The organism is Rhodococcus sp. NPDC057529 (assembly GCF_042802055.1).
In the GTDB taxonomy this organism is placed as follows: Bacteria; Actinomycetota; Actinomycetes; order Mycobacteriales; family Mycobacteriaceae; genus Rhodococcus_F.
Genome location: NZ_JBHVEY010000001.1, coordinates 583,765 through 603,637, shown reverse-complemented (window position 1 = coordinate 603,637; position 19,873 = coordinate 583,765). Strand labels below are relative to the sequence as shown.

At 69.5% G+C, this 19,873-nt stretch carries 12 protein-coding genes; 4 read left to right on the top strand and 8 right to left on the bottom strand.

Annotation, left to right across the window (positions count from 1 at the left end; genetic code table 11):
* The first annotated feature begins 143 nt into the window (after window positions 1-143).
* Genes ACFU5V_RS02755 through ACFU5V_RS02745 form a run of 3 tightly spaced genes read left to right on the top strand, consistent with a single transcriptional unit; the run spans window position 144 to window position 3,106 of the window.
* Entirely contained in the window at window positions 144-1,568 is a 1,425-nt protein-coding gene (locus ACFU5V_RS02755) for an APC family permease (RefSeq protein ID WP_378696632.1), read from the top strand.
* A gap of 12 nt (window positions 1,569-1,580) precedes the next feature.
* Window positions 1,581-2,468 (top strand): alpha/beta hydrolase fold domain-containing protein, encoded by an 888-nt coding sequence (locus ACFU5V_RS02750; RefSeq protein ID WP_378696630.1) that lies wholly within the window; start codon window positions 1,581-1,583, stop codon window positions 2,466-2,468.
* Window positions 2,469-2,476: 8 nt separating this feature from the next.
* Window positions 2,477-3,106, top strand: a complete 630-nt coding sequence (locus tag ACFU5V_RS02745) for a TetR/AcrR family transcriptional regulator (RefSeq protein WP_378696628.1) — start codon at window positions 2,477-2,479, stop codon at window positions 3,104-3,106.
* Here ACFU5V_RS02745 and ACFU5V_RS02740 read toward each other — a convergent pair.
* On the bottom strand, window positions 3,096-4,013 hold the full coding sequence (locus ACFU5V_RS02740) for a dihydrodipicolinate synthase family protein (protein ID WP_378696626.1): 918 nt from the start codon (window positions 4,011-4,013) through the stop codon (window positions 3,096-3,098). The genes ACFU5V_RS02745 and ACFU5V_RS02740 overlap by 11 nt on opposite strands.
* 73 nt (window positions 4,014-4,086) lie before the next feature.
* Between ACFU5V_RS02740 and ACFU5V_RS02735 the strand changes: the two genes are divergently transcribed.
* On the top strand, window positions 4,087-4,476 hold the full coding sequence (locus tag ACFU5V_RS02735) for a hypothetical protein (RefSeq protein WP_378696624.1): 390 nt from the start codon (window positions 4,087-4,089) through the stop codon (window positions 4,474-4,476).
* A gap of 222 nt (window positions 4,477-4,698) precedes the next feature.
* Here the strand turns inward: ACFU5V_RS02735 and ACFU5V_RS02730 are convergent, their stop codons facing one another.
* The 7 genes from ACFU5V_RS02730 to ACFU5V_RS02700 all read right to left on the bottom strand — a co-directional run bounded on the left by ACFU5V_RS02730 (window position 4,699) and on the right by ACFU5V_RS02700 (window position 19,841).
* The gene (locus ACFU5V_RS02730) at window positions 4,699-6,126 is read right to left on the bottom strand and encodes an amidase family protein (RefSeq protein WP_378696622.1); all 1,428 of its coding nucleotides are present in this window, start codon (window positions 6,124-6,126) and stop codon (window positions 4,699-4,701) included.
* A complete protein-coding gene (locus ACFU5V_RS02725) occupies window positions 6,123-7,613 on the bottom strand; it encodes a sodium:solute symporter (protein ID WP_378696620.1) in 1,491 nt (496 codons plus the stop codon). The genes ACFU5V_RS02730 and ACFU5V_RS02725 overlap by 4 nt, the downstream gene beginning before the upstream one ends.
* The gene (locus ACFU5V_RS02720; protein WP_276140046.1) at window positions 7,610-7,879 is read right to left on the bottom strand and encodes a hypothetical protein; all 270 of its coding nucleotides are present in this window, start codon (window positions 7,877-7,879) and stop codon (window positions 7,610-7,612) included. The genes ACFU5V_RS02725 and ACFU5V_RS02720 overlap by 4 nt, the downstream gene beginning before the upstream one ends.
* A gap of 151 nt (window positions 7,880-8,030) precedes the next feature.
* Window positions 8,031-8,981, bottom strand: a complete 951-nt coding sequence (locus ACFU5V_RS02715) for an Lrp/AsnC family transcriptional regulator (protein ID WP_378696618.1) — start codon at window positions 8,979-8,981, stop codon at window positions 8,031-8,033.
* A 71-nt stretch (window positions 8,982-9,052) separates the two neighbouring features.
* Window positions 9,053-10,303: an enterobactin transporter EntS gene (entS, locus tag ACFU5V_RS02710; protein WP_378696759.1), complete on the bottom strand. Its 1,251-nt coding sequence runs from the start codon at window positions 10,301-10,303 to the stop codon at window positions 9,053-9,055.
* Between the two features lie 17 nt (window positions 10,304-10,320).
* On the bottom strand, window positions 10,321-10,560 hold the full coding sequence (locus ACFU5V_RS02705; RefSeq protein ID WP_378696616.1) for a phosphopantetheine-binding protein: 240 nt from the start codon (window positions 10,558-10,560) through the stop codon (window positions 10,321-10,323).
* Window positions 10,561-10,595: 35 nt separating this feature from the next.
* The gene (locus ACFU5V_RS02700) at window positions 10,596-19,841 is read right to left on the bottom strand and encodes an amino acid adenylation domain-containing protein (protein ID WP_378696614.1); all 9,246 of its coding nucleotides are present in this window, start codon (window positions 19,839-19,841) and stop codon (window positions 10,596-10,598) included.
* Between the last annotated feature and the right edge of the window lie 32 nt (window positions 19,842-19,873).

Sequence of the window (19,873 nt, the reverse complement as noted above, 5' to 3'; positions counted from 1 at the left end):
TGGATGCAATATTTGTAACACGAATTCGCATTCGCGTATAGGTCAGCCGACAGAGGCGAAAGCCCTCCGACCTCGGCCCATGCCGCCAACCGACACGACCGGCGGAGCACTTCCCCGACCACTCCCAACGAATTGAAGGCAACATGTCCTCAAAAACCAGCCGATCGACACCCGCAGACGCCGCACACCTCAAGCCGAACACCATCGGCGCCTTCGGGCTGACATTCATGGTGGTGGCCGTCGCCGCGCCCCTCACCGCGATGGCCTCCAATCTTTCGCTCAGCCTCGGGTTCGGCGTCGGCGCCGGGACCGTCGGGTTGCTCGTCGTGGTGGCGCTGGCATTGACCGTCTTCGCCTCGGCGTTCGTCGCGCTGGCCAGATACGTGACCAACGCCGGCGCGTACTACGCGTTCATCGGGTTCGGACTCGGACGCACGGTGGGCTCCGGCGCGGGGGTGGTGGGGAGGACTGCCTACAACATGGCCGCCGCCGGCATGGCGGCCGCGACCGGGTACTTCCTCGGCCTGACCGTGGAGTCCATGCTCGGATTCGACGCTCCCTGGTACGTGTACGCGGCCGTCGCATTGGTGCTGACCGCATGGTTCGGTCGACGCGGTGTGGAGATCGCCAAGCACCTCATCACCGTCGTGTCGATCATGCAGTTCGTGATGCTCCTCGTGCTCGCGGTCGCGGTGGCGGTCCAGCGACCCGAGGGGTGGACGGTCGACGTCTTCTCACCCAGCGCGATGCTGGACGGAAACGTGGCACTGACTCTCGCCTTCTGTGTCCTGTCGTTCGTCGGATTCGAGGCCACCGCCATCTACGGCGAGGAAGCCAGGGCGGCGCGCAAGAGCATCAAGACGGCGACCTATACATCGATCGTCCTGCTCGTCGGAGTGTTCGTCATCGCCACCTGGTCACTGGTCGCCGCGTTCGACGACGTCAAGGCCGTGGCCGCCGAGGACCCTGGCGCCCTCGTGTTCGCGACCGCGGACATCTACCTCGGAGCGTGGTCCGGCAACCTGCTCTCGATCCTGGTCACGATCAGCTTCTTCGCCGCCAGCGTCGCCTTCCACAACATGGCTGCGCGCTACCACTTCTCCCTCGGCCGGGCGGAACTCCTGCCGCCGGTCCTGGCCACGGTCCACCCACGATGGGGAACCCCGGCCGCTGCGAGCGCCCTCCAGTCGGCGATCTCGGTACTCGTGCTCGCACCGTTCGTGGTTTCGGGCGCCGACCCCATCATCAACCTCTTCCCCATGGTGTCCGGGGTGACGAGCGTGTCTTTGATCTCACTGATGGTCGGGTGCTGCGCGAGCATCCTCGTCGCGGTCCACCGCAACAAGCTGCCCCGGACCAACACCTGGGCCGCGATCGTCGCACCGATCGTCGCCGGCGTGTGCCTACTGGTCCTGCTCGGTGTCATCATCGCCAATTACTCCGATGTCACCGGAAGTACGAAACTACTCGACATGCTGATGCCGGTCCTCCCGATCGGCGCGGCCGTGTACGGCGCGCTACGTCAGCGCCGCATCGGAAACCGCAACGAACTGTCCGTCATCGACTAGAAGGACGCGACAATGACAAGAAAGATCGCCGACATCGCTCCGACGATCGACTACGAATCGGTGACGTCTCCCGAGTTGCTGATGCCGCCGCCCGTCTCAGCGCTGCCCGCGACGCTCAGCCATCGCGGCCTTATCTATGCGGCCGTGCCGGGCTGGCGGCCGCTACGCCTGGACCTTCACCTCCCGACCTCGGGTGGCCCGTGGCCGGTCGTGCTCTACATCCACGGGGGCAGTTTCGTCGGCGGCGTCCGCGAAATGGGGCCGTGGACCACGTTGCCGAGCAGAGGGATTGCGGTCGCGTCAGCCTCGTACCGTTTGGCGGCCGAGGTCGGCTTCCCCGAGCCCGTCGAGGACGTCCGCGCAGCTGTCCGTTGGCTGCGCCACCACGCCCGCAGCTGGAATCTCGACGCCGAGAGACTGTCTCTGTGGGGAAGCTCGGCAGGTGCGCTGCTCGCCGGTATCGCAGGTGTGTCCGGCGACCGAACACTGGGGCGCACCATCGGAGACGGTGCGGAGTCGACCGTCGTACGGTCCGTCATCGCGCACTACGGCGTCGCGGACGCACGAGCGTTGACGACCGACGCCGACCCCGGTGGAGCCCGCGCGGCGGCGGATCTGAGTGCGATCGTCGACCTCTACACCGAGAACAGCAACGTCGCTCCGGCCGTCGCGCCCCACATCACCGACGGGGTGCGACCCGACTACCTCCTCGTTCGCGGAAACGCGGACTGCCGAGTCGGACACGCACAATCGGTCGATCTGCACACCGCACTCCTGAATGCCGGCTTCAACAGCACACTCCGTATCGTCGAGGGCGCTGACCACGGCGCGGCCGAATTCGCCGACGACACTCGGACGGAATGGGCGTTGGCGTTCCTGCGAGAATCCTGGAAGGAGTAGTCCACCCGATGGCCACCCGCCCCACGTTGGAGCCGCTGCAGAACCGCAGTCGCCAATCCGCGGTTCGAATACTCCGAGCAGCGATCGACGTGATCACCGATCTCGGAATACGGGACTTCACGATGGCGGCGGTCGCCACCCGCGCGGAGGTGTCCGTCGGTGGCGTCTACGGACGCTACCCGGACAAGGACGCACTGCTCTACGCGGTCAAGGACCAGGTGCTGTCCGATCTCGCGGTCGAGATCGGGCAGCGCCTCGCGGAAGCGGAGGGCACAGTGGAGGCGGTGATCGACGCCTATGTCACCACGCTGACCCGGACCCTCTTCGGTGCGGAACGGCTCTACGCGTTCATCTTCGTCCACTCTGCCGACGACGAACGCCTGCGCAGTCGTGGCTTCGCCTTCCACCAGCAGATTCGTTCGGCACTCGTCGAGTGCCTGAAAGCGCGTGGGGTGGACGATGAACGGGCCATCGCCACCACGTACGAGATCATCGTGCAGAGCCTGTTGATGAGGGTGATCTCGCTCGGACACGTGCCCCCGAACAGTCTTCCGTACGAAGGGTTCCCGAGCCCGGACGACTACGCGAGCTCGTTGGTCGACTACACCTCGCGGATCCTGTGCGCAGTCACAGACTGAGGCCGGGCTGCGGGACCCCTGGGGCGTGAACGGCCGAATGTTTCTCGAACTCCGAATGGTACGGAAGGGTCGGCGCCCGCACCACGTGGGTGTCGATCACGCCGGCTCGCTCCCAGTGACGCTTCCGGATCGCGACGTTCGCGCCCGGTTGGGTCTCGAAGTGGATACGGGCCGCCACGGTCCCGATGACCGTCGACGCATCGTCGTACCGTCCGGCGAGCGCGAGCCTCGTCGCGTCGACGACAGCCCTCGTGACGGTGGAACCGATCGCCACCGACGAAGCACCGGCGATCACATCGTCGACCACGCCGAGCCCACCGAATCCGCTGATCAGCGTGGCCTCGGTGTGCGCAGCAAGCAGCCCGATCCGCTCGTATGTCGGCGGAGCCTCACACTTCACGGCGATGCACGACGGACTCGCCGACACCGCCTCGATCAAATCCGCATGACCGACATGGACTCCTGAGAAGCGCGGGAGATCCTGAAGGAACACCGGAAGGCCCGAGACGTCCCCGGCGCGGGCGATCGCCGAACGCAGCGAGTTCGGATCGGGCGTGGTCACCGGGATCATCACCGCGTCGAGCACGCCGAGGGCCGACGGTTCCAGCGCGTCGAAGTCGACGGCGAACCGGTCCGAATCGAGGCTCAGGACAGCACCGACCACTGGCGCGCCGTCGGCCGCCGTGGCGATGGTTCGCACGACGTCGCTCCTCTCTCGCGGGCTGAGCGTGAAGGGTTCGGCGATCGCGCCCAGGGCGATGACGCCGTCGCACCCACACCGGCGGAGGTGCTGCACGACGCGGCACAGCGAGGGCCGGTCCACCGCACCGTCCCTGGTGAAGGGAGTGGGCACCATGCCCCACGCCGTGACTCTTCTCAGTTCACCGGTCCCCCGCGTCACAGTCATGGCAGTTCAGAAGGCCCTTCCCAGTAAATTACATGCTATTGTTTCACGATAGCATCCAATCTAGGAGGTCACGGTGACCGATACCGACCGCGATATTCCCCCGACGCCCGGCGACACGCTTCTCTTCGAGAACGACCGCGTCCGCGTGTGGTCGATGACCCTCGAACCCCACGGAATGTTCGACTTCCACCAGCACCACCACGATCATGTCGTGGTGTGGCCCGAGTCCGGCATCGCGCAAGGACAGGATCTGGGCGACGAGGACTGGGGAATCAGCCAAGTCGCCGAGCCCGGATTCGTTCTCTACAAGACAGTGGGACGCACGCAGCCCCTCAAACCCCACCGCATCCGGAACCTCGAGGATCGGACCGTCACCCACTTCATCATCGAACTGCTCGACGAGTCCCCGAGCGAACACGAACTCCCCTGGGAACACAACGACCGAGGGTCGTTCACGAAGTAGTCTGCTCGCGCAGATCCACCGCCTCCGAGCCACTGTTGCGAGTGAGGTCGGCGCAGGGGAACTGTTGTCGCGCAGTCACAGCGGCCGGTCACTATGAGAAGTCGAAACGACGAGGACGACGCTGAGCGCACCCGTACGCCCAGCGCCGTCCGAGCCTGCCCACTGGCTCGTCGGCAGCAATACCGGAGCCGGAACGAGCGTCAGTCTGGACAACGTCATCAGCTAGACCCGCGCGGCACCCTCGAGCAGGTGCGGGCGAACGGCTCCGGCCGGGTTGAGCTGCTCGTAGGCCCGGGCGACGTCGAGCAGGAACAGGTCGTTGCCCGGGGCGGCGACGATCTGCACGCCGACCGGCAGACCCTCGGCGCTGAACCCGGCGGGGACGGAGATCGCGGGACACCCCAGCACCGTCACCGTCAGCGCCGACGTCATCCAGTCGAGGTAGTCGTCGCAGCGACGGCCGTCGACCGCTGCCGGGTACTCGAGTTCGGCGTCGAACGGCAGCACCTGGGACACGGGCATCACCAGGACGTCGTGGCGGGAGAAGAATTCGACGGCGCGAGCCTGGATTTCCGCCTGCGCCACCATGGCTTTCGCGATGTCGTCGGCGGAGAGCCGGTCGGCCTGCCGGATGTTGTCGAGCAACGACGGCTTCAGCAGTTCGGGGGTGGCGTCGGCACGGTCGCCGAGGTCGATCTTGAACCGCCACGCCCGCAGGGTGCGGAACACCCACTCGGCGTCGGGGATCGACGGTGCGTCCTCGGCTACCACCGCACCCGCGGCGGCGAAGATCGACGACTGGCGGTCGTGGATCTCGCGGACCGGCGCATCCAGCGGGAACAGGCCGTTCAGATCCGCGGACACCGCGACACGCAGACCCTGCAGGCCGGCGACACCGAGCCGGGACGCGCGCGCATCGGCACCGAGCGAGCTGCGGATCCGCGAATCGGGTCCGGAGATCACCGACAGCAGCAGTTCCAGATCGTCGACGGTGCGGGCCATCGGCCCCTGCGTCACCAGTGCGTCCCAGGGCGCGCTGTTGGGCCAGCACGGCACGCGGCCGGGTGTGGGGCGCAATCCGACGACGTTGCAGAACGACGCCGGGTTGCGCAGCGAACCGCCCATGTCGCTGCCGTCGGCGAGCGGAATCAGTCCCGCGCCCAGTGCGGCTGCTGCGCCGCCGCTCGACCCGCCCGCGCTCCTGGTGGGGTCGTACGGGTTGGTGGTGGTCCCGAAGACGGGGTTGAACGTGTGCGAGCCGGCGGCGAACTCGGGAACGTTGGTCTTGCCGATCGTGACGGCGCCGGCCGCGGTGACGCGTTCGGCGATCAGCTCACTGGTCTCGGGCACGTTGTCGACGAGCAGCGGCGAACCGGCGACCGTGGGGAATCCGGCGACGTCGTGAGTGTCCTTGAACGCGAACGGCAGTCCGTGCAGCGGACCCACGGGGGCGCCGGCGACCGTCTGCTCGTCCGCGGCGGCGGCGGTGGCGTGCGCGCGGTCCAGGTCGAGGCTGACGAGCGCGTTGACCGTCGGATTCACCTGCGCGATCCGCTCCGTGTGCAGGGCGAGCAGTTCGCGGGCCGAGATGTCCTTGCTGCGGAGTGCGGTGAGCATCTCACGCGCGGTCGAGTAGTGGTCGAGGGTCATTTCGAGGTCTCCAGGATCGGGGCGGCGGCCGGACGGTCTTCCGACGGCGCAGTGTTTTCCGACGGCGAGGGGGTCGGGGTGCGGGGACGGGCGACGCGGACCACGGTCTCGACCGCGGCGATCACCGCGAGGTTGAGGACCAGGCCGCAGATGCCCGCGTCGATGTTGGTGAGATTCAGCTCGAAGAAGGTCATCACGATGACGGTGAGCATGCCCACCAGCAGACCGGCGAACACGGATTGCTTGGCGAGCAAAGGCTTCTCGGGCAGGGCGAGCGCCAGGCCCGGGGCGAGCTGGCTGAGACCGCCGAACGTGAGCAGCAGCAGGTTGGCCAGCAGATCGGGGCGGGTCAGTCCGAGCACCAGCGCCATGGTGGCGGCGGCGATCACGACGAGGTGGTTGAACCGGAGCGTCGTGCGCTCGCTCTCGATCTTCACGAGGTTGTGCGAAGCCAGGGTGGAGATGCCGATGCAGATGGCGCCGGCGGGCAGCATCGCGGCAGAAGCGGCGGCGATCGCGATCAATCCCAGTGCCCAGTTCGGCAGCGCTCCCCCGGCCAGCGTGAGCAGGACGGCGTTGCTACTGGTGTTCGGGTTCAGTGCGAGGATCCCGACGAAACCCAGCATGATCGGGAGGATCATGACCACCTGGTACATCGGTAGGAAAGTGTTGTTGGAGCGGATCACCCGGCCGTTCTTCGCGGCCAGCAGCGGCGGCCACAGGTGCGGGGTGGTGAGGAAGCCGCAGCCGATCGCGGAGATCAGCAGGCTGGTGGTCCACCAGACCTTGTCGTAGTCGCCGGGGTTCACGGTCAGCATCTCGCTGTGGGTCTGCGCGATCTGGCCGAACACGTCGCCGATGCCGCCGGCGAAGTGCAGCGGGATCACGAGGGACAGCACCACGACGGCGAGCAGAATCAAGACGTCCTTGACGTAGGCGGTGCGCGCCAGGCCGTGGATGCCCGCCCACAGCACGAACCCGACGACGAGGACGGTCGCGACGATCATGCTGAGCGTGCCCGAACTCGCGCTGCCCGTGACGAGGCGGACGATGAGGCCGAGGCCGGTGATCTGCAACTGCAGGTACGGCAGCAGGAAGATGATGCCGCACAACGCGACCAGCCGGCCGAGGAGTGGGCTGCGGTACCGGTCGGCGAAGAAGTCGGCCTGCGTGATGTAGCCGCGGTCCTTGCTGAGCTTCCAGATCCGCGGTCCGATGAAATACAGGGCCACGTAGCCGAGCGGAATGTACGGGATGGCGTAGGTGGCGCCGATGCCCGCGGTGAACGCGATGCCGGCGACGCCGAGGAACGTGAACGTGGTGAACGATTCACCTGCCTGCAGGAAGAAGCTGGTCACCACACCGAAATTCCGCTTGCCGACCGTCCACTCGCTCAGGTTCCGAGCGCGTGTCCGGTGTCCGCCGACGGCGATCACGGCGAGACCGATCATGCCTGCCAGGGTGATCCACAGAGCCGAGTTCGTCATCGGAGGCTCGCTTCCTCGAGGCGGAGTTCGTCCTCGAACGGCCGGACGAGGCCGAACTCCACCACCGCCAGCGCGGGCAGCAGCAGGAGCACCCACGCCGAGCACCACACGAGCAGCCGGGGCATGCCCAGCCACAGATCGGCCGTGTTCACAAACGGCAGCCACACGGCGGTGACGAGTGCGAGCACCGGGGCGACCGGGACGAGCAGCAGCCAGCGGCGCTGCGGCGAATCCTCGATCGCCCCGAGAATGGCTTCTCGTTGCATGCTGTTCCTTCTTCCATCCAGGGAGTAGAGGAAGCATGCGTGGTGCGGATCACAGCACTCAACCGCTGATGGAGGTTCGGCGAAATCGGCCACCCACCTGTCGGAGATCGCAATCAGACGCGTCGGAGGGGCCGTCTGATGTCGAAATCCGTCACATCACCCTGCCGCTGCGCTTGACCGCCTGCACCACCATGTTGGTTTCCAGCGCCAGCGCGTCCGCCACCCACGGGGCGGTGGTGATGTAGTCGTAGAGCACCGACTCGTCGGGTGCGGCGATGTTCGCGACCACCTGGTACTCGCCGGCCGTGCCCGCGGCGTACCGCACGTAGGGCATCTCGAGCATTCCCCGCACCAGCGGTTCGATCCGGTTGCGCTGGGTCTTGATGAACAGCATCGCCTCGGCCCGCAGCCCGAACATCGCCGGATCCACCACCACCCGGAGACTGATCGCCCCCTCGGTGAGCAGCGACTGGACTCGTCGCCGGGCCGTCGCCTCGGACACACCGGCCGTCCGGGCGAGCGACGTGGTGCCCACGCGCCCGTTCTGCATCAATTCGCGGATGATCGTCCGGTCGACGGGGTCGCGGGTGCCGCGTTCGAGATCGGTGAGGAACGTCGCCGGCGGCACCACCCCGCCGATCGACTCCTTCTCCGCCGGAGTCAGCACCCCCGCTTCCCATTCGCGGACCGTGCGGAAGTACCGCAGCACGGGGTCGGTCCAACTACGGACCACGCCCATCGTCGCGGGCAATTCGTCCATGACGAGCTTGGGCAGGCGGTCCCGGGACACGTGGATTTCGGCCACACAGTCGGCGGTGCCGGTGAGGACGTAGACGAAGATGCAATCACTGCGCTGCGCGAGGGCGCTCGCCGCCACCCGCACCGTTCCCGGGGAGCACTGGAGACGGACGATCGCGGTGCCGCCACTGTTCGCGACGGCGGTGACGGCCACCCGGCCGGATTCGAGGAGCGCGATGCCGTGCCGGGTCACGTTCCGTTCGGGTTCGCCCAGCGCCTGGGCGATGCGACTCCACGAACACCGCCCGTCGACCTGGAGGGCGGCGACGATCCGCTGATCGAGCGAGAACCTGCGTTCGGTCATGTGCAGAAGCCTGCCCTCCGTGCCTTGCGTCGCGGACGCCGTCCTCGACGACGCCACGTGTGCATGCGATGTTAGGCCACGGGCGCCGGTGTCCGGCTCTCGTCCAGTCGGCGCAGGGTCGGCAGAATCGCCCAGAGCAGGACCGTCGCCACCAGCCCGGTGGCCCCGTACACGGTCAGCGCCAGGTGCACCGGGACCACGGCCGCGACGACGCCCGCAACGAACGCGCCGACCGACGCGCCGGCGGTGACCTGCGCGGTCCACACCCCGGCGATGCGCCCGTGGTATTCGTCCGGCGTGTACTTCTGGACCGTCGCGAATCGGAGGATGTCGGCCACCGCCTCACCGAAGCCGTGCGCGAGGAGGCCGGCCACGGCGACGATCACCGATCCGACGGCGCCCGCCCCGACCAGTCCGGCCGCGGAGATCAGCATCGCGAGGAACACGACGAGCCCGGAGCGTCGCACCGTCCCCGTCCAGCCGCTGGTGAGGGACCCGGCGACCGCACCGATCGCGGGCGCCGCATACAGCAAGCCCACGGCCGCGGGGCCGACACCGAGCACCTCGCCGGCGTACTCCGGAATGAGGACCGCCCAGCCGGCGAGCAGCATCGACACGAATCCCGCGAGGAGCAACCCGCCGATCACGCGGTCACCGATCGCGAACCGGAATCCCCCGGCCACCGAGCGCAACGGCGACTCGGACACCTCGTTGGGCGGTGGCAGCGACGGAAGCCGGGTGATGCAGAACGTCGTGATCGCGGTGGTGATCGCCGCCAGCGTGTAGTTGGCGCCCACGCCGCCGAGGGCGATCACGACGCCACCGAGCGCGGGACCGATCATCGACCCCAGATCGGCGGTGAGGGCCATCAACGCCCCTGCCGCGGCCAGTTTGTCCCGCGGAATGAGGCTGGGGGTCACGGCCATCAGGGCCGTCGCCGAAATGCCGCCGCACGCCCCGTCCACGACGGCGCACAGGTAGATCACCCACACCTGCGGTTCGGGCAGGAAACTGTTGACGGCCAGCACGGCGAAGAACACGCCGGCGGTGCCGCGGGCGATCGCGATGACACGTCGCCGGTCACACCGGTCCGCCAGGGCGCCGCCGACGAACGTGGCGCCGAACGTGGTGAGGCCCAGCACCGTTGCGACGGCCGCGACATGGGCGGTCGAGCGAGTGAGGTCGTACATCTGCAGTGGGATCGCCACGACGAGGAAGCCGAGCCCGAAGATCGACACCACCCGGGCGACGAAGATGTACCGGAACTCGCGGCTGGTCCGCAGCGGGTCGATGTCGATGACCAGTTTGTCGAGGAGTTGCACAGTGATCGGGCCCCGGGTCACTTCGCCACGAGCTCGTCGACCCAGTTGTCGAGCACCGGTGTGCTGGCCAGCGTCACGAAGTCGACATCCGCCCCCGCATTGCGCCATTGTTCGACGAGCGCCATCAGCCGCACCGAGTCGAGCCCCTGATCGACCAGGCTCACATCGGCCTCCAGTTCGTCCAGCTCCACGTCGAGGATGCGCGCCGTGTCGGCGAAGATCTGCGCCCTGTCGAGTGTTCCGTTGTTGTCGGTCATGCCATCTCCCTTGTCGACTGTCCGAATGATGTCGGTTACTTCTTTTCCGACGAGACCGCGACCAGCGCGGTCACCGCCTGTACCCACCGGTCCGCGAGAGCGCGGGTGGATTCCGCGGTGAGAACACCGTCCGCTGCGGCGAATTCGCAGTCCAGCACCGGGCCGCCGGCGGTGTCCTCGGTGATCGCATCCACCTGCAACACGTGGTCGAGGGGGGTTGCGGGGTCCACCGAGCCGCCGAGCGCCACCCCTTCGGGCGCCCCCGACCATGCCGAACCGGCGGACTCACCGAGCGTCATGCGGCCCAGATAGTTGAAGACGACGGCCGGCGCCCGGTATCCGTCGAAGCGATCGCCGAATTCCGGGTTGAGACGACGGAGCAGACCGAATCCGATTCCGTTGTCCGGCACCGCCCGCAACGACCGGGACACCTGCTCGAGTGCATCGGCGGCCGCGGGTCCCCCGGCGAGCGCGTCGGCGACGTCGATACCGCCCAGGTCGAGGGCGACCGGGAACATCGACGTGAACCAGCCGACGGTGCGGGAGATGTCGGCTCCCGGCACCACCTGCTCCTCACGTCCGTGCCCCTCCAGATCGACGCGGACGACGTCGCCGCCGCGCTCGGACGCCACCGCCAGCGCCAGCGCCGTCAGCAGGACGTCGTTGACGGCGCCCGCCGCGAGCACCCGGTCCGTCACGTCCGTCGGCACGCGCACGGAGATCGAGCACGTGGACGACACCGTATCCAGCGTGGGATCGAGCGGGCGCACGCCGAGCTCCGGCTCGTCCGCCTCGACCGCGCCCTGCCAGTGCGACCAGCCCGCCGTGATCTTCTCGGTGGTCGCGGCCTCCGCGAGCCCGGCGGCCCAGGCCCGGAACGACGTTCCCGCCGACTCCAGCGCCACCGGTTCCCCGGCGGTGGCCTGCGTGACGGCGAGAGCGAGATCCGGAACCAGGATCCGCCACGACACCCCGTCGACCACGAGGTGGTGCACGGCCACGAAGACCCGCCCTCGCTTACCGGGTCCGAAATCGAAGAACACCACCTGCAGCATCACCCCGGCCGCCGGGTCCAGCGACGCGTAGGCCCGTTCGCGTTCGGCGGTGAACAGTTCCTGCCATCCGTCCGCGGGCAACGCAGTCGCATCGACCCGGCGCACGAGCGGTGCGACCGCACCGACCGTCTCCGGCACCACCCATTCCGGTGCGCCGCCCACGACGTCGAACCGCGACCGCAGCAGGTGATGCGTCCGGAGCACACCCTCGACGGCCCGTTCGAGCACCGGGACGTCCAGGCCGAGCGGTGCCACCAGCAGCCGGGCCTGGGAGAAGCGGCTGATGTCGCCGCCCCATTCGAGGGGCTCCCAGACGATCGGGGTGAGCGGGACGTCGCCGACGGCGTCCGCCTCCGCCGTTCCGACGGTCGCCGACGGCGCGTCCGCGATGCCGGCGAGCGCGGCGAGTCCCGCCGCGGTGCGGAGTTCGAAGACCTGCCGGGCGCTGACCTGCAGACCGGCGGCCCGCAACCGGGACACCAGCTGGATCGACACGATGGAATCGCCACCGAGCGCGAAGAAGTCGTCCTCGACGCCCACCCGATCGAGCCCGAGCACGTCCGCGAACACCGCGCACAGCGTCGCCTCCGTGTCGTTCCGCGGCTCACCCGAGCCGACGAGGCTGCCGAAGTCCGGTTCCGGCAGCGCCTTCCGGTCCACCTTGCCGTTCGCGGTGACGGGGAACGCGCCGACCACCACGACCGCCGCGGGCACCATGTAGTCGGGCAGACGCTCCGCGACCACGGAACGCACCACGGCCGGGTCGAGCGCGCCGTCCACGGTCACGTAGCCGACGAGACGGCGCACACCCCGAACGTCGGTGTGCGCGACCGCGACCGCGTCGCGGACACCCGCCACGGCGGCGAGCGCCGATTCCACCTCACCGAGTTCGACCCGGAACCCGCGGATCTTCACCTGATCGTCTGCGCGCCCGACGTATTCGAGCCCGAGACCGGACGTTGCCCAGCGCACCACGTCACCCGTGCGGTACATGCGCTCCCCCGCGGCGCCGAACGGATCGGGCACGAAACGACCCGACGTGAGGTCGGGTCTGCCGAGGTAGCCGCGCGCCACGCCGTTGCCGGCCAGGTAGAGCTCACCGGCGACGCCGGCGGGCACCGGCCGCAGCAACCGGTCCAGCACATACGCGGTCCCACCGTGGACCGGCCTGCCGAGCACCGGCTCCTCGGCGTCGGCGGCCTTCGCGATCAGCGCGTCGACGGTGCACTCGGTGGGCCCGTACAGGTTGAACGCCCGGCCTGCCGTGACGTCGCGCAGTGTCCGCCAGAGCGCCGGGTTGACCGCCTCGCCGCCGAATCCGACGGTGGCCGGAACGTGTTCGTGCTCGTACAGCCCGGCAGCCACCATCCGGTCGAGGAACGACGGTGTGACCTCGAGGAAGTCGAGGCCCCGCTCGATCACCTCGCGGACCATCAGGTCCGGATCACGCATGGTCTCCTCGTCGAACACGTGCACGGTGTGACCGTCGAGCAGCCACAGCGTCGGCTGCCACGAGGCGTCGAAGCTGAACGACCACGCGTGCCCGACACCGATGCCGTCGCGACCGGCCGCGGCCACCGTCGGGAGGTACAGCGACTGCCGGTGGCTGTGGAAGAGGTTGAGCAGGTTGGCATGTGTGATCGACACGCCCTTCGGCACCCCGGTGGACCCGGACGTGTAGATCACGTACACGGTGTTGGCGCCGCGCAGCGGGGATTGTCGGTCGCTGTCCGTGACGGGGGTGTGCGGCAGTGCGGCGAGGCGCTCCTGCACGGACGGGTCGTCCAGCATCACGAGTTCGGCCCCGGAGTACGACAGGATCTCGCCGAGTTCCCCGGCGACGGCCGCGGTGCTCAGGACCACGGTGGGCCGCGCATCCGACACCATGTGCGCGAGCCGGTCCGCGGGGTACGCCGGGTCCATCGGCACGTACGCGCCGCCGGCGGAGATGACCGCGAAGACGGCGACGACCATGTCGGTGGTCCGCGGCAGCGCCAGCCCCACCTTCGACTCCGGGCCCACCCCCGCGTCGATCAGCAGTCGGGCCAGCCGCGCTGTCCGCGCGCCGAGGTCCGCGAACGTCAGCGTGTCGTCGCCGCAGACCACGGCCGTGGTGCCCGGTGCGCGGTCGACCTGCGCGGCGAACAGGTCCGCGACCGTCGAGACACCGGACGGGGGCGCCGGTTTTGTGACCGCCCACTCGCCGAGCAGCCGGGTCCGCTCGGACGGGGACAGCACGTCGATGCGCGCGGTCGGCAGCGACCGGTCCGCGACAAGCTGTTCGAGGATGCGCACCAGCCGTTCACCGAGCAGGGTGGCCTCGTCGTTCGTGAACAGGGCCGGCTGGTATTCCAGCATCAGATCGAGTTCGCCTTCGAGCCCGGCGACGAGGACGAGCGGGAAGTTGGTGGCGTCCTGCCCCTCCGAGTGCGACACCCGGATACCGCCGGACCGCTGCGCCGCCTCCAGCGCCTCGGTGTCCACCGGGTAGCTCTCGAACACGATGAGACTGTCGAACATCTCGCCGATACCGACGCTGCGCTGGATGTCGGACAACCCCACGTACTGGTGGTCCATGACGCGGTTCTGCTCGCCCTGCACCCGCCGCAGGAACTCGTCGACCGTCTCCTGCGGGCGGACGCCGACTCGCACCGGCACCGTGTTGATGAACAACCCGACCATCGACTCGATGCCGGTCACATCCGGCACGCGTCCCGAGACGATGGCGCCGAATACCACGTCAGGACGGTTCAGCACCGAACCGAGCAACAGACCCCACGCGGCCTGCACGGCGGTGTTGACGGTGATGCCGAGTCTCCGGCTGAGTTCGAGCAGCCCGCCCGACAACCCCTCGGGCACGGAAACGGTGATCTCACCGGGGATCTGCGGGTCGAGGGACGAACCGGCCGCGGCCAGCAGGGTGGGTTCCTCGACCCCGGCGAGGGCTTCCGTCCACACCGCCAGAGCGCGCTCGGTGTCCTGCCCCTTCAGCCACGTCAGGTAGTCGGAGTAGGGGCGGACCGGCCGCAGCACCGACGGATCGGCCGCCGCGCCGTACAGCTGGATCAGCTCCTGGATCAGCAGGGGCGTCGACCACCCGTCGAGCAGGAGGTGGTGGGCGGTGAAGACCAGCCGGTACCGGGTCTCGCCCACCCGGACGAGTGTGAAGCGCAGCAACGGCGCCGCGTGCGGGTCGAAACGCCGATTCCGGTCGTCGTCCAGCAGGGCGGACCACTCCGTGGCGGCGTCGTCCGCAGGCAGCTGGTGCAGGTCGGTCTCCTGCCAGGGCAGGATCGCCTCGCGCAGGACGACGCCGATCGGTTCGCCGGCGGCACTGATCCGGAACCCGGTGCGCAGGTTGGCGTGCCGCGCCACGAGTGCCTCCGCCGACCGGCGCAGGACCGCGGTGTCGAGCGCGCCCTCGATGTCCAGGACGGTGCGCATCGTGTAGACGTCCACACCGCTGGTGTCGAGTCCGGACAGGAAGAACATGCCCTGCTGCAGTGGGGTCAGCGGGACGACGTCCTCGAGTGCCGCGCCGACGGTGTCCCGTGCCTCGTGTTCGAGGGCGACGAGTTCGGTGAGCGGCAGGGTGTCGTGGGTGAGGTCGGACGGGGTGAGCCCGCCCGCGGCCGGGTGCCCGGCATGCCGGGCGAGCGCGGTGAGCGCCTCGACCCACACGTCGGCGATGCGGGTGGCGTCCTCCGCGCCGAGCACGTCGTCCGCCGCAGTGAACACGCAGCTGAGGACGGGGCCGTCCGCGGTGTCCTCGGTGATCGCGTTGACGTCGAGTACGTGGTCGAGGGGGGTGCCCGGGTCGACGGAGCCGCCCAGCGCAGCGGCCTCGGGAGCCCCGGACCAGGCGCCGTCGGTGTTCTCCCCCAGCGTCATTCGGCCGAGGTAGTTGAACATCACGGACGGCGGCCGGTAGCCGTCGAAGCGGGCGGAGTACTCCGGGTTGAGCCGGGCGAGCAACCCGAACCCGATGCCGTTGTCCGGCACGGACCGCAGCGATTCCTTCACCCGGCGCAGGGCGAGTCCGGCGGCGGGCCCGCCCGCGAGGACGTCGCCGAGGTCCAGGGACTGCATGTCGAGCGCCACCGGGTACAGCGACGTGAACCAGCCGACGGTGCGGGAGATGTCCGCGCCCGGCACCACCTGTTCCTCACGGCCGTGGCCCTCGAGGTCCACGCGGACCAGCGTCCCTCCGCGCACGGACGCCACCGCCACGGCCAGCGCGGTGAGCAGCACGTCGTTGACGCCGGCACGGAACGCGGCCGGCACGGTGGTGAGCACCTGCGCGGTCACGTCCGTGGGAACGTGCACCTCCACCGATCGGGCGGAGGAGACGGTGTCGCGGTCGCGGTCCAGCGGCCGGTGCCCCAGTGCGGGTTCGCCGGCGTTCACCGCGGCCTCCCACACCGGCCAGCCGGCGGTGACCCGGTCGGACGCCGCGGCCTCGACGAGTCCGGTCGCCCAGCCGCGGAACGACGTCCCGGCGGGTTCGAGCGCTGCCGGTCGGCCGGCCGCGATCTGCCGGGCCGCCGCCGCGAGGTCCGGCACCAGGATCCGCCACGACACCCCGTCGACCACCAGGTGATGGACGGCGGCGAAGACCCGGCCCTGCCTGCCCGGTCCGAAGTCGAAGAACACCACCTGCAGCATCACACCGGCCGCCGGGTCCAGCGACGCGTAGGCCCGCTCCCGCTCGGCCTCGAACACGGCCTGCCAGGCGTCCAAGCCGTCATCCGGCACCGCGACGCGGCGTACCGGATTCGGCCCCTCATCAGCCGAATCCGGCACCGTCCAGCGCGGCGTCTCGTCCGACACGGTGAACCGCGACCGCAGCAGCGGGTGCGTCGCGAGAAGCGCCCGCACGGCGCCCGCCAGGACGGGTTCGGTCAGGCCGACGGGCGCGAGCAGCAACCGAGCCTGCGCGAAGCGGTCCAGATTTCCGCCCTGGCGCAGGGCTTCCCACACGATCGGGGTCACCGGCACGTCCCCCTCGGCGGGCACGGCGACCGTGTCCGGGGTCTCGACGTCCGACTCGGCGTCCACGGCCGCGGCGAGCCGCTCCGCGGTCCGCAGCTCGAAGACCTGTCTTGCCGTCACCCGGATGTCGTCGCGGCGCGCCCGCGACACGAGCTGGATGGACACGATGGAATCGCCTCCGAGAGCGAAGAAGTCGTCCTCGACGCCCACCCGGTCGAGTCCGAGCACTTCGGCGAACACCGCGCACAGCGCCGCCTCCGTCTCGTTCCGCGACTCACCCGAGCCGGCCAACGCACCGAAGTCCGGCTGCGGCAGCGCCTTCCGGTCCACCTTCCCGTTCGCGGTCACGGGAAGCGCATCCAGGACGGTCACGACGGCGGGAATCATGTAGTCCGGCAGCCGCTCCCCGGCCGCGGACCGCACCGCCGACGCCGACAGCGCCTCGTCGACGGTGACGTAGCCGACGAGTCGGCGTACGTCCCGGTCGTCGGTGTGCGCGAGCACCACGGCCTCCCGCACCCCCGCGACGGTCGCAAGTGCCGTTTCCACCTCACCGAGTTCCACCCGGAAGCCGCGGATCTTCACCTGGTCGTCGCCGCGGCCCACGTACTCGAGCGCCCCGTCCGCGGTCCACCGCACCACGTCGCCCGTGCGGTACATGCGCTGTCCGGGAGCGCCGAACGGGTCGGGGACAAACCGTCCCGACGTCAGATCGGGCCGTCCCAGATATCCGCGGGCCACACCGGCCCCGGCCACGTGCAGTTCACCGGCGACGCCGGGAGGGACGGGGCGCAGCCACCCGTCGAGGACGTACACGGACGTGCCGGGCGTCGGTCCGCCGATGGCCACCGCGTCACCGGAGATCCGGGCGAACGCCGCGTCGACGGTGCATTCGGTGGGCCCGTAGAAGTTGTAGGCCTCGACGCCGCCGGTGCCCGCCAGCCGTTCCCACAGGGCGGACGTGACCGCCTCGCCGCCCACGGTGACCTTCGACGGCCGGTGGGCTGCGCCCGGGTCGAGGAGTCCCTCGTCGAGAAGCTGATTCATCAGAACCGGCACACTGTCCACGTAGTCGATGCGGTTGGCCCGCACGTACTCCACGACGAACGCGGTGTCCGATCGCCGCTCCTCCGGCAGGATGTGGAGGGCGTGCCCCTCGAACAGCCACGTCAGCGCGGCCACGGACGAGTCGAACGCGAACGGATACGTCAGCAGCACCCGCCACGGATCGGTGCGATCCGGCGACGACCGCATCGTCGTCGCACGCTGCGCGCCGTGCAGATCCAGCAGGTTGGCGTGGCTGACGGTGACGCCCTTGGGCAGACCCGTCGACCCCGACGTGTAGATGACGTAGGCCGCATTGTCGGTGTGCAACCGGGTGCGGCGTTCGGCGTCGGTCACGGGGCCCGTGGGCAACGCGGCGAGTTCCGCCGCGACCGTCGGGTCGTCGAGTGTCACGACGCGCACGCCCTCCAGCACCGCGGCGAGCCGCTGCGACACGGCCACCGTGGTCACCACGACCGTCGGCGCCGAATCGGACACCATGTGCGAGAGCCGGTCCGCCGGGTACGACGGGTCGAGCGGCACGTACGCGCCGCCGGCGGAGAGGACCGCGGCGATCGCGACGACCGTCTCCGCGGACCGCGGCAGCGCCAGACCCACCCGCGACTCGGGCCCCACACCCGCGGCGATCAGCAGACGCGCGAGACGCGCGGATTCCGACGCCAGGCCGGCGAAGGACAGGGAGGTGTCGCCGTGCACGACGGCCGTGCCGTGCGGGGTGCGCGACGTCTGCTCGGACAGCAGGTCGGCGACGGTCGGGAAGCCGGATTCGACGGCGGGTTTCGCCACGGCCCATTCGCCGAGGACGAGGTCGCGTTCGGTGGCCGTCAGTGCCGCGATCGACGCGGCGCGCGCGCTGCCACCGGCGGCGAGCGCTTCCAGAATGTGCAGCAGCCGGGCGCCGATCCGTTCGGCGTCCGCGTCGCCGAACAGCGTCGGCCGGTAGTCGAGAATCAGTTTCAGCGTCTCGGCGACACCCGCGGTGAGGACCAGCGGGTAGTTGGTGCCGTCGTGGCCGTCGACGCCGGCGATGGACACGCCGCCATCGCGCTGGGCGCGCTCGAGGGCGTCGCGGTCGACGGGGTAGCTCTCGAAGATCGTCAGCGTGTCGAACAGCTCGCCGAGTCCGGTGTCGCGCTGGATGTCCGAGAGTCCGACGTACTGGTGGTCGAGGGTGCGGGCCTGCCCCTGCTGTACTCGCTGCAGCAGGTCGCGCACCGTCTCGGCGGCGTCGAGGCGCACCCGCACGGGCACGGTGTTGATGAACAGCCCGACCATCGATTCGACGCCCGCCAACTCGGGCGGACGTCCGGAGACGGTGGCGCCGAACACGATGTCGTCGCGGCCGAGCAGCCCGGACAGCAGCAGCGCCCAACCGGTCTGGAGCACGGTGTTGAGGGTGACCCCGCTCGTGCGGGCGACGTCGGCGAGCGCGTCGCCGAGGTCGGCGGGGACGTCGAGTTCGAGTGCCCGGGCGTCGGTGGTGACGCGGGTCGAGCCCGGTGGGGTGAGCAGGCACGGTTCGTCCAGCCCTGCCAGGGTTTCCTGCCACAGTGCCCGGGCGCGGTCGTGGTCCTGCCGCCCGAGCCAGGCCAGGTAGTCGCTGTACTTGCGCACGGCGGGAAGACCGGTCGCGGTGCCGCCCGCCGCGTAGATCTCGAGCAGTTCCCGCACCAGGATCGGTGTGGACCAGCCGTCGACCACGATGTGGTGCGCGGTGAAGAGGAGCCGGACGGTGTCGGGGGCGAGTCGCACGAGCAGCCACCGGACCAGCGGCGGCTTGGCGAGATCGAACCAGGTCCGGAGGTCGTCGGCCAGCAGGTCGGCGATCCGCCGTTCCTGTTCCGCGGAGTCGTATTCCGTGAGGTCGACGGTCCGCCACGGCACCTCCACCGCCCGGACGACGAGTCCCGCGTGGCGCCCGTCCTTGCGGGGCCGGAAGCACGTGCGCATCACCGCGTGCCGGTCGAGGAGCGCCTGCGCGGACGCCCGCATCCGCTCGTCGTCGACCGGTCCGTCCAGCCGGATCACCGATTGCACCGTGTACACATCGGGTTCCGCACTGCCCGTGTCGTCCCCGTCGTCCGGTGCGGCGACGGTGCTGAGGAACAGCAGGCCCTGCTGGAGTGGCGAGAGCGGAACGATGTCTTCGAGCGCAGAAGTGCGGGTCATCTCAGTTTTCCGGTTCGGGTGGACCGCCGCGA

Excerpts from the sequence above, each read along its gene's own strand:
- ACFU5V_RS02740 (WP_378696626.1), bottom strand. The coding sequence starts at position 4,013 with ATGACTGTGACGCGGGGGACCGGTGAACTGAGAAGAGTCACGGCGTGG.
- ACFU5V_RS02725 (WP_378696620.1), bottom strand. The coding sequence starts at position 7,613 with ATGACGAACTCGGCTCTGTGGATCACCCTGGCAGGCATGATCGGTCTC.
- ACFU5V_RS02720 (WP_276140046.1), bottom strand. The coding sequence starts at position 7,879 with ATGCAACGAGAAGCCATTCTCGGGGCGATCGAGGATTCGCCGCAGCGC.
- ACFU5V_RS02705 (WP_378696616.1), bottom strand. The coding sequence starts at position 10,560 with ATGACCGACAACAACGGAACACTCGACAGGGCGCAGATCTTCGCCGAC.
- ACFU5V_RS02755 (WP_378696632.1), top strand. The coding sequence starts at position 144 with ATGTCCTCAAAAACCAGCCGATCGACACCCGCAGACGCCGCACACCTC.
- ACFU5V_RS02750 (WP_378696630.1), top strand. The coding sequence starts at position 1,581 with ATGACAAGAAAGATCGCCGACATCGCTCCGACGATCGACTACGAATCG.
- ACFU5V_RS02730 (WP_378696622.1), bottom strand. The coding sequence starts at position 6,126 with ATGACCCTCGACCACTACTCGACCGCGCGTGAGATGCTCACCGCACTC.
- ACFU5V_RS02715 (WP_378696618.1), bottom strand. The coding sequence starts at position 8,981 with ATGACCGAACGCAGGTTCTCGCTCGATCAGCGGATCGTCGCCGCCCTC.
- ACFU5V_RS02700 (WP_378696614.1), bottom strand. The coding sequence starts at position 19,841 with ATGACCCGCACTTCTGCGCTCGAAGACATCGTTCCGCTCTCGCCACTC.
- ACFU5V_RS02745 (WP_378696628.1), top strand. The coding sequence starts at position 2,477 with ATGGCCACCCGCCCCACGTTGGAGCCGCTGCAGAACCGCAGTCGCCAA.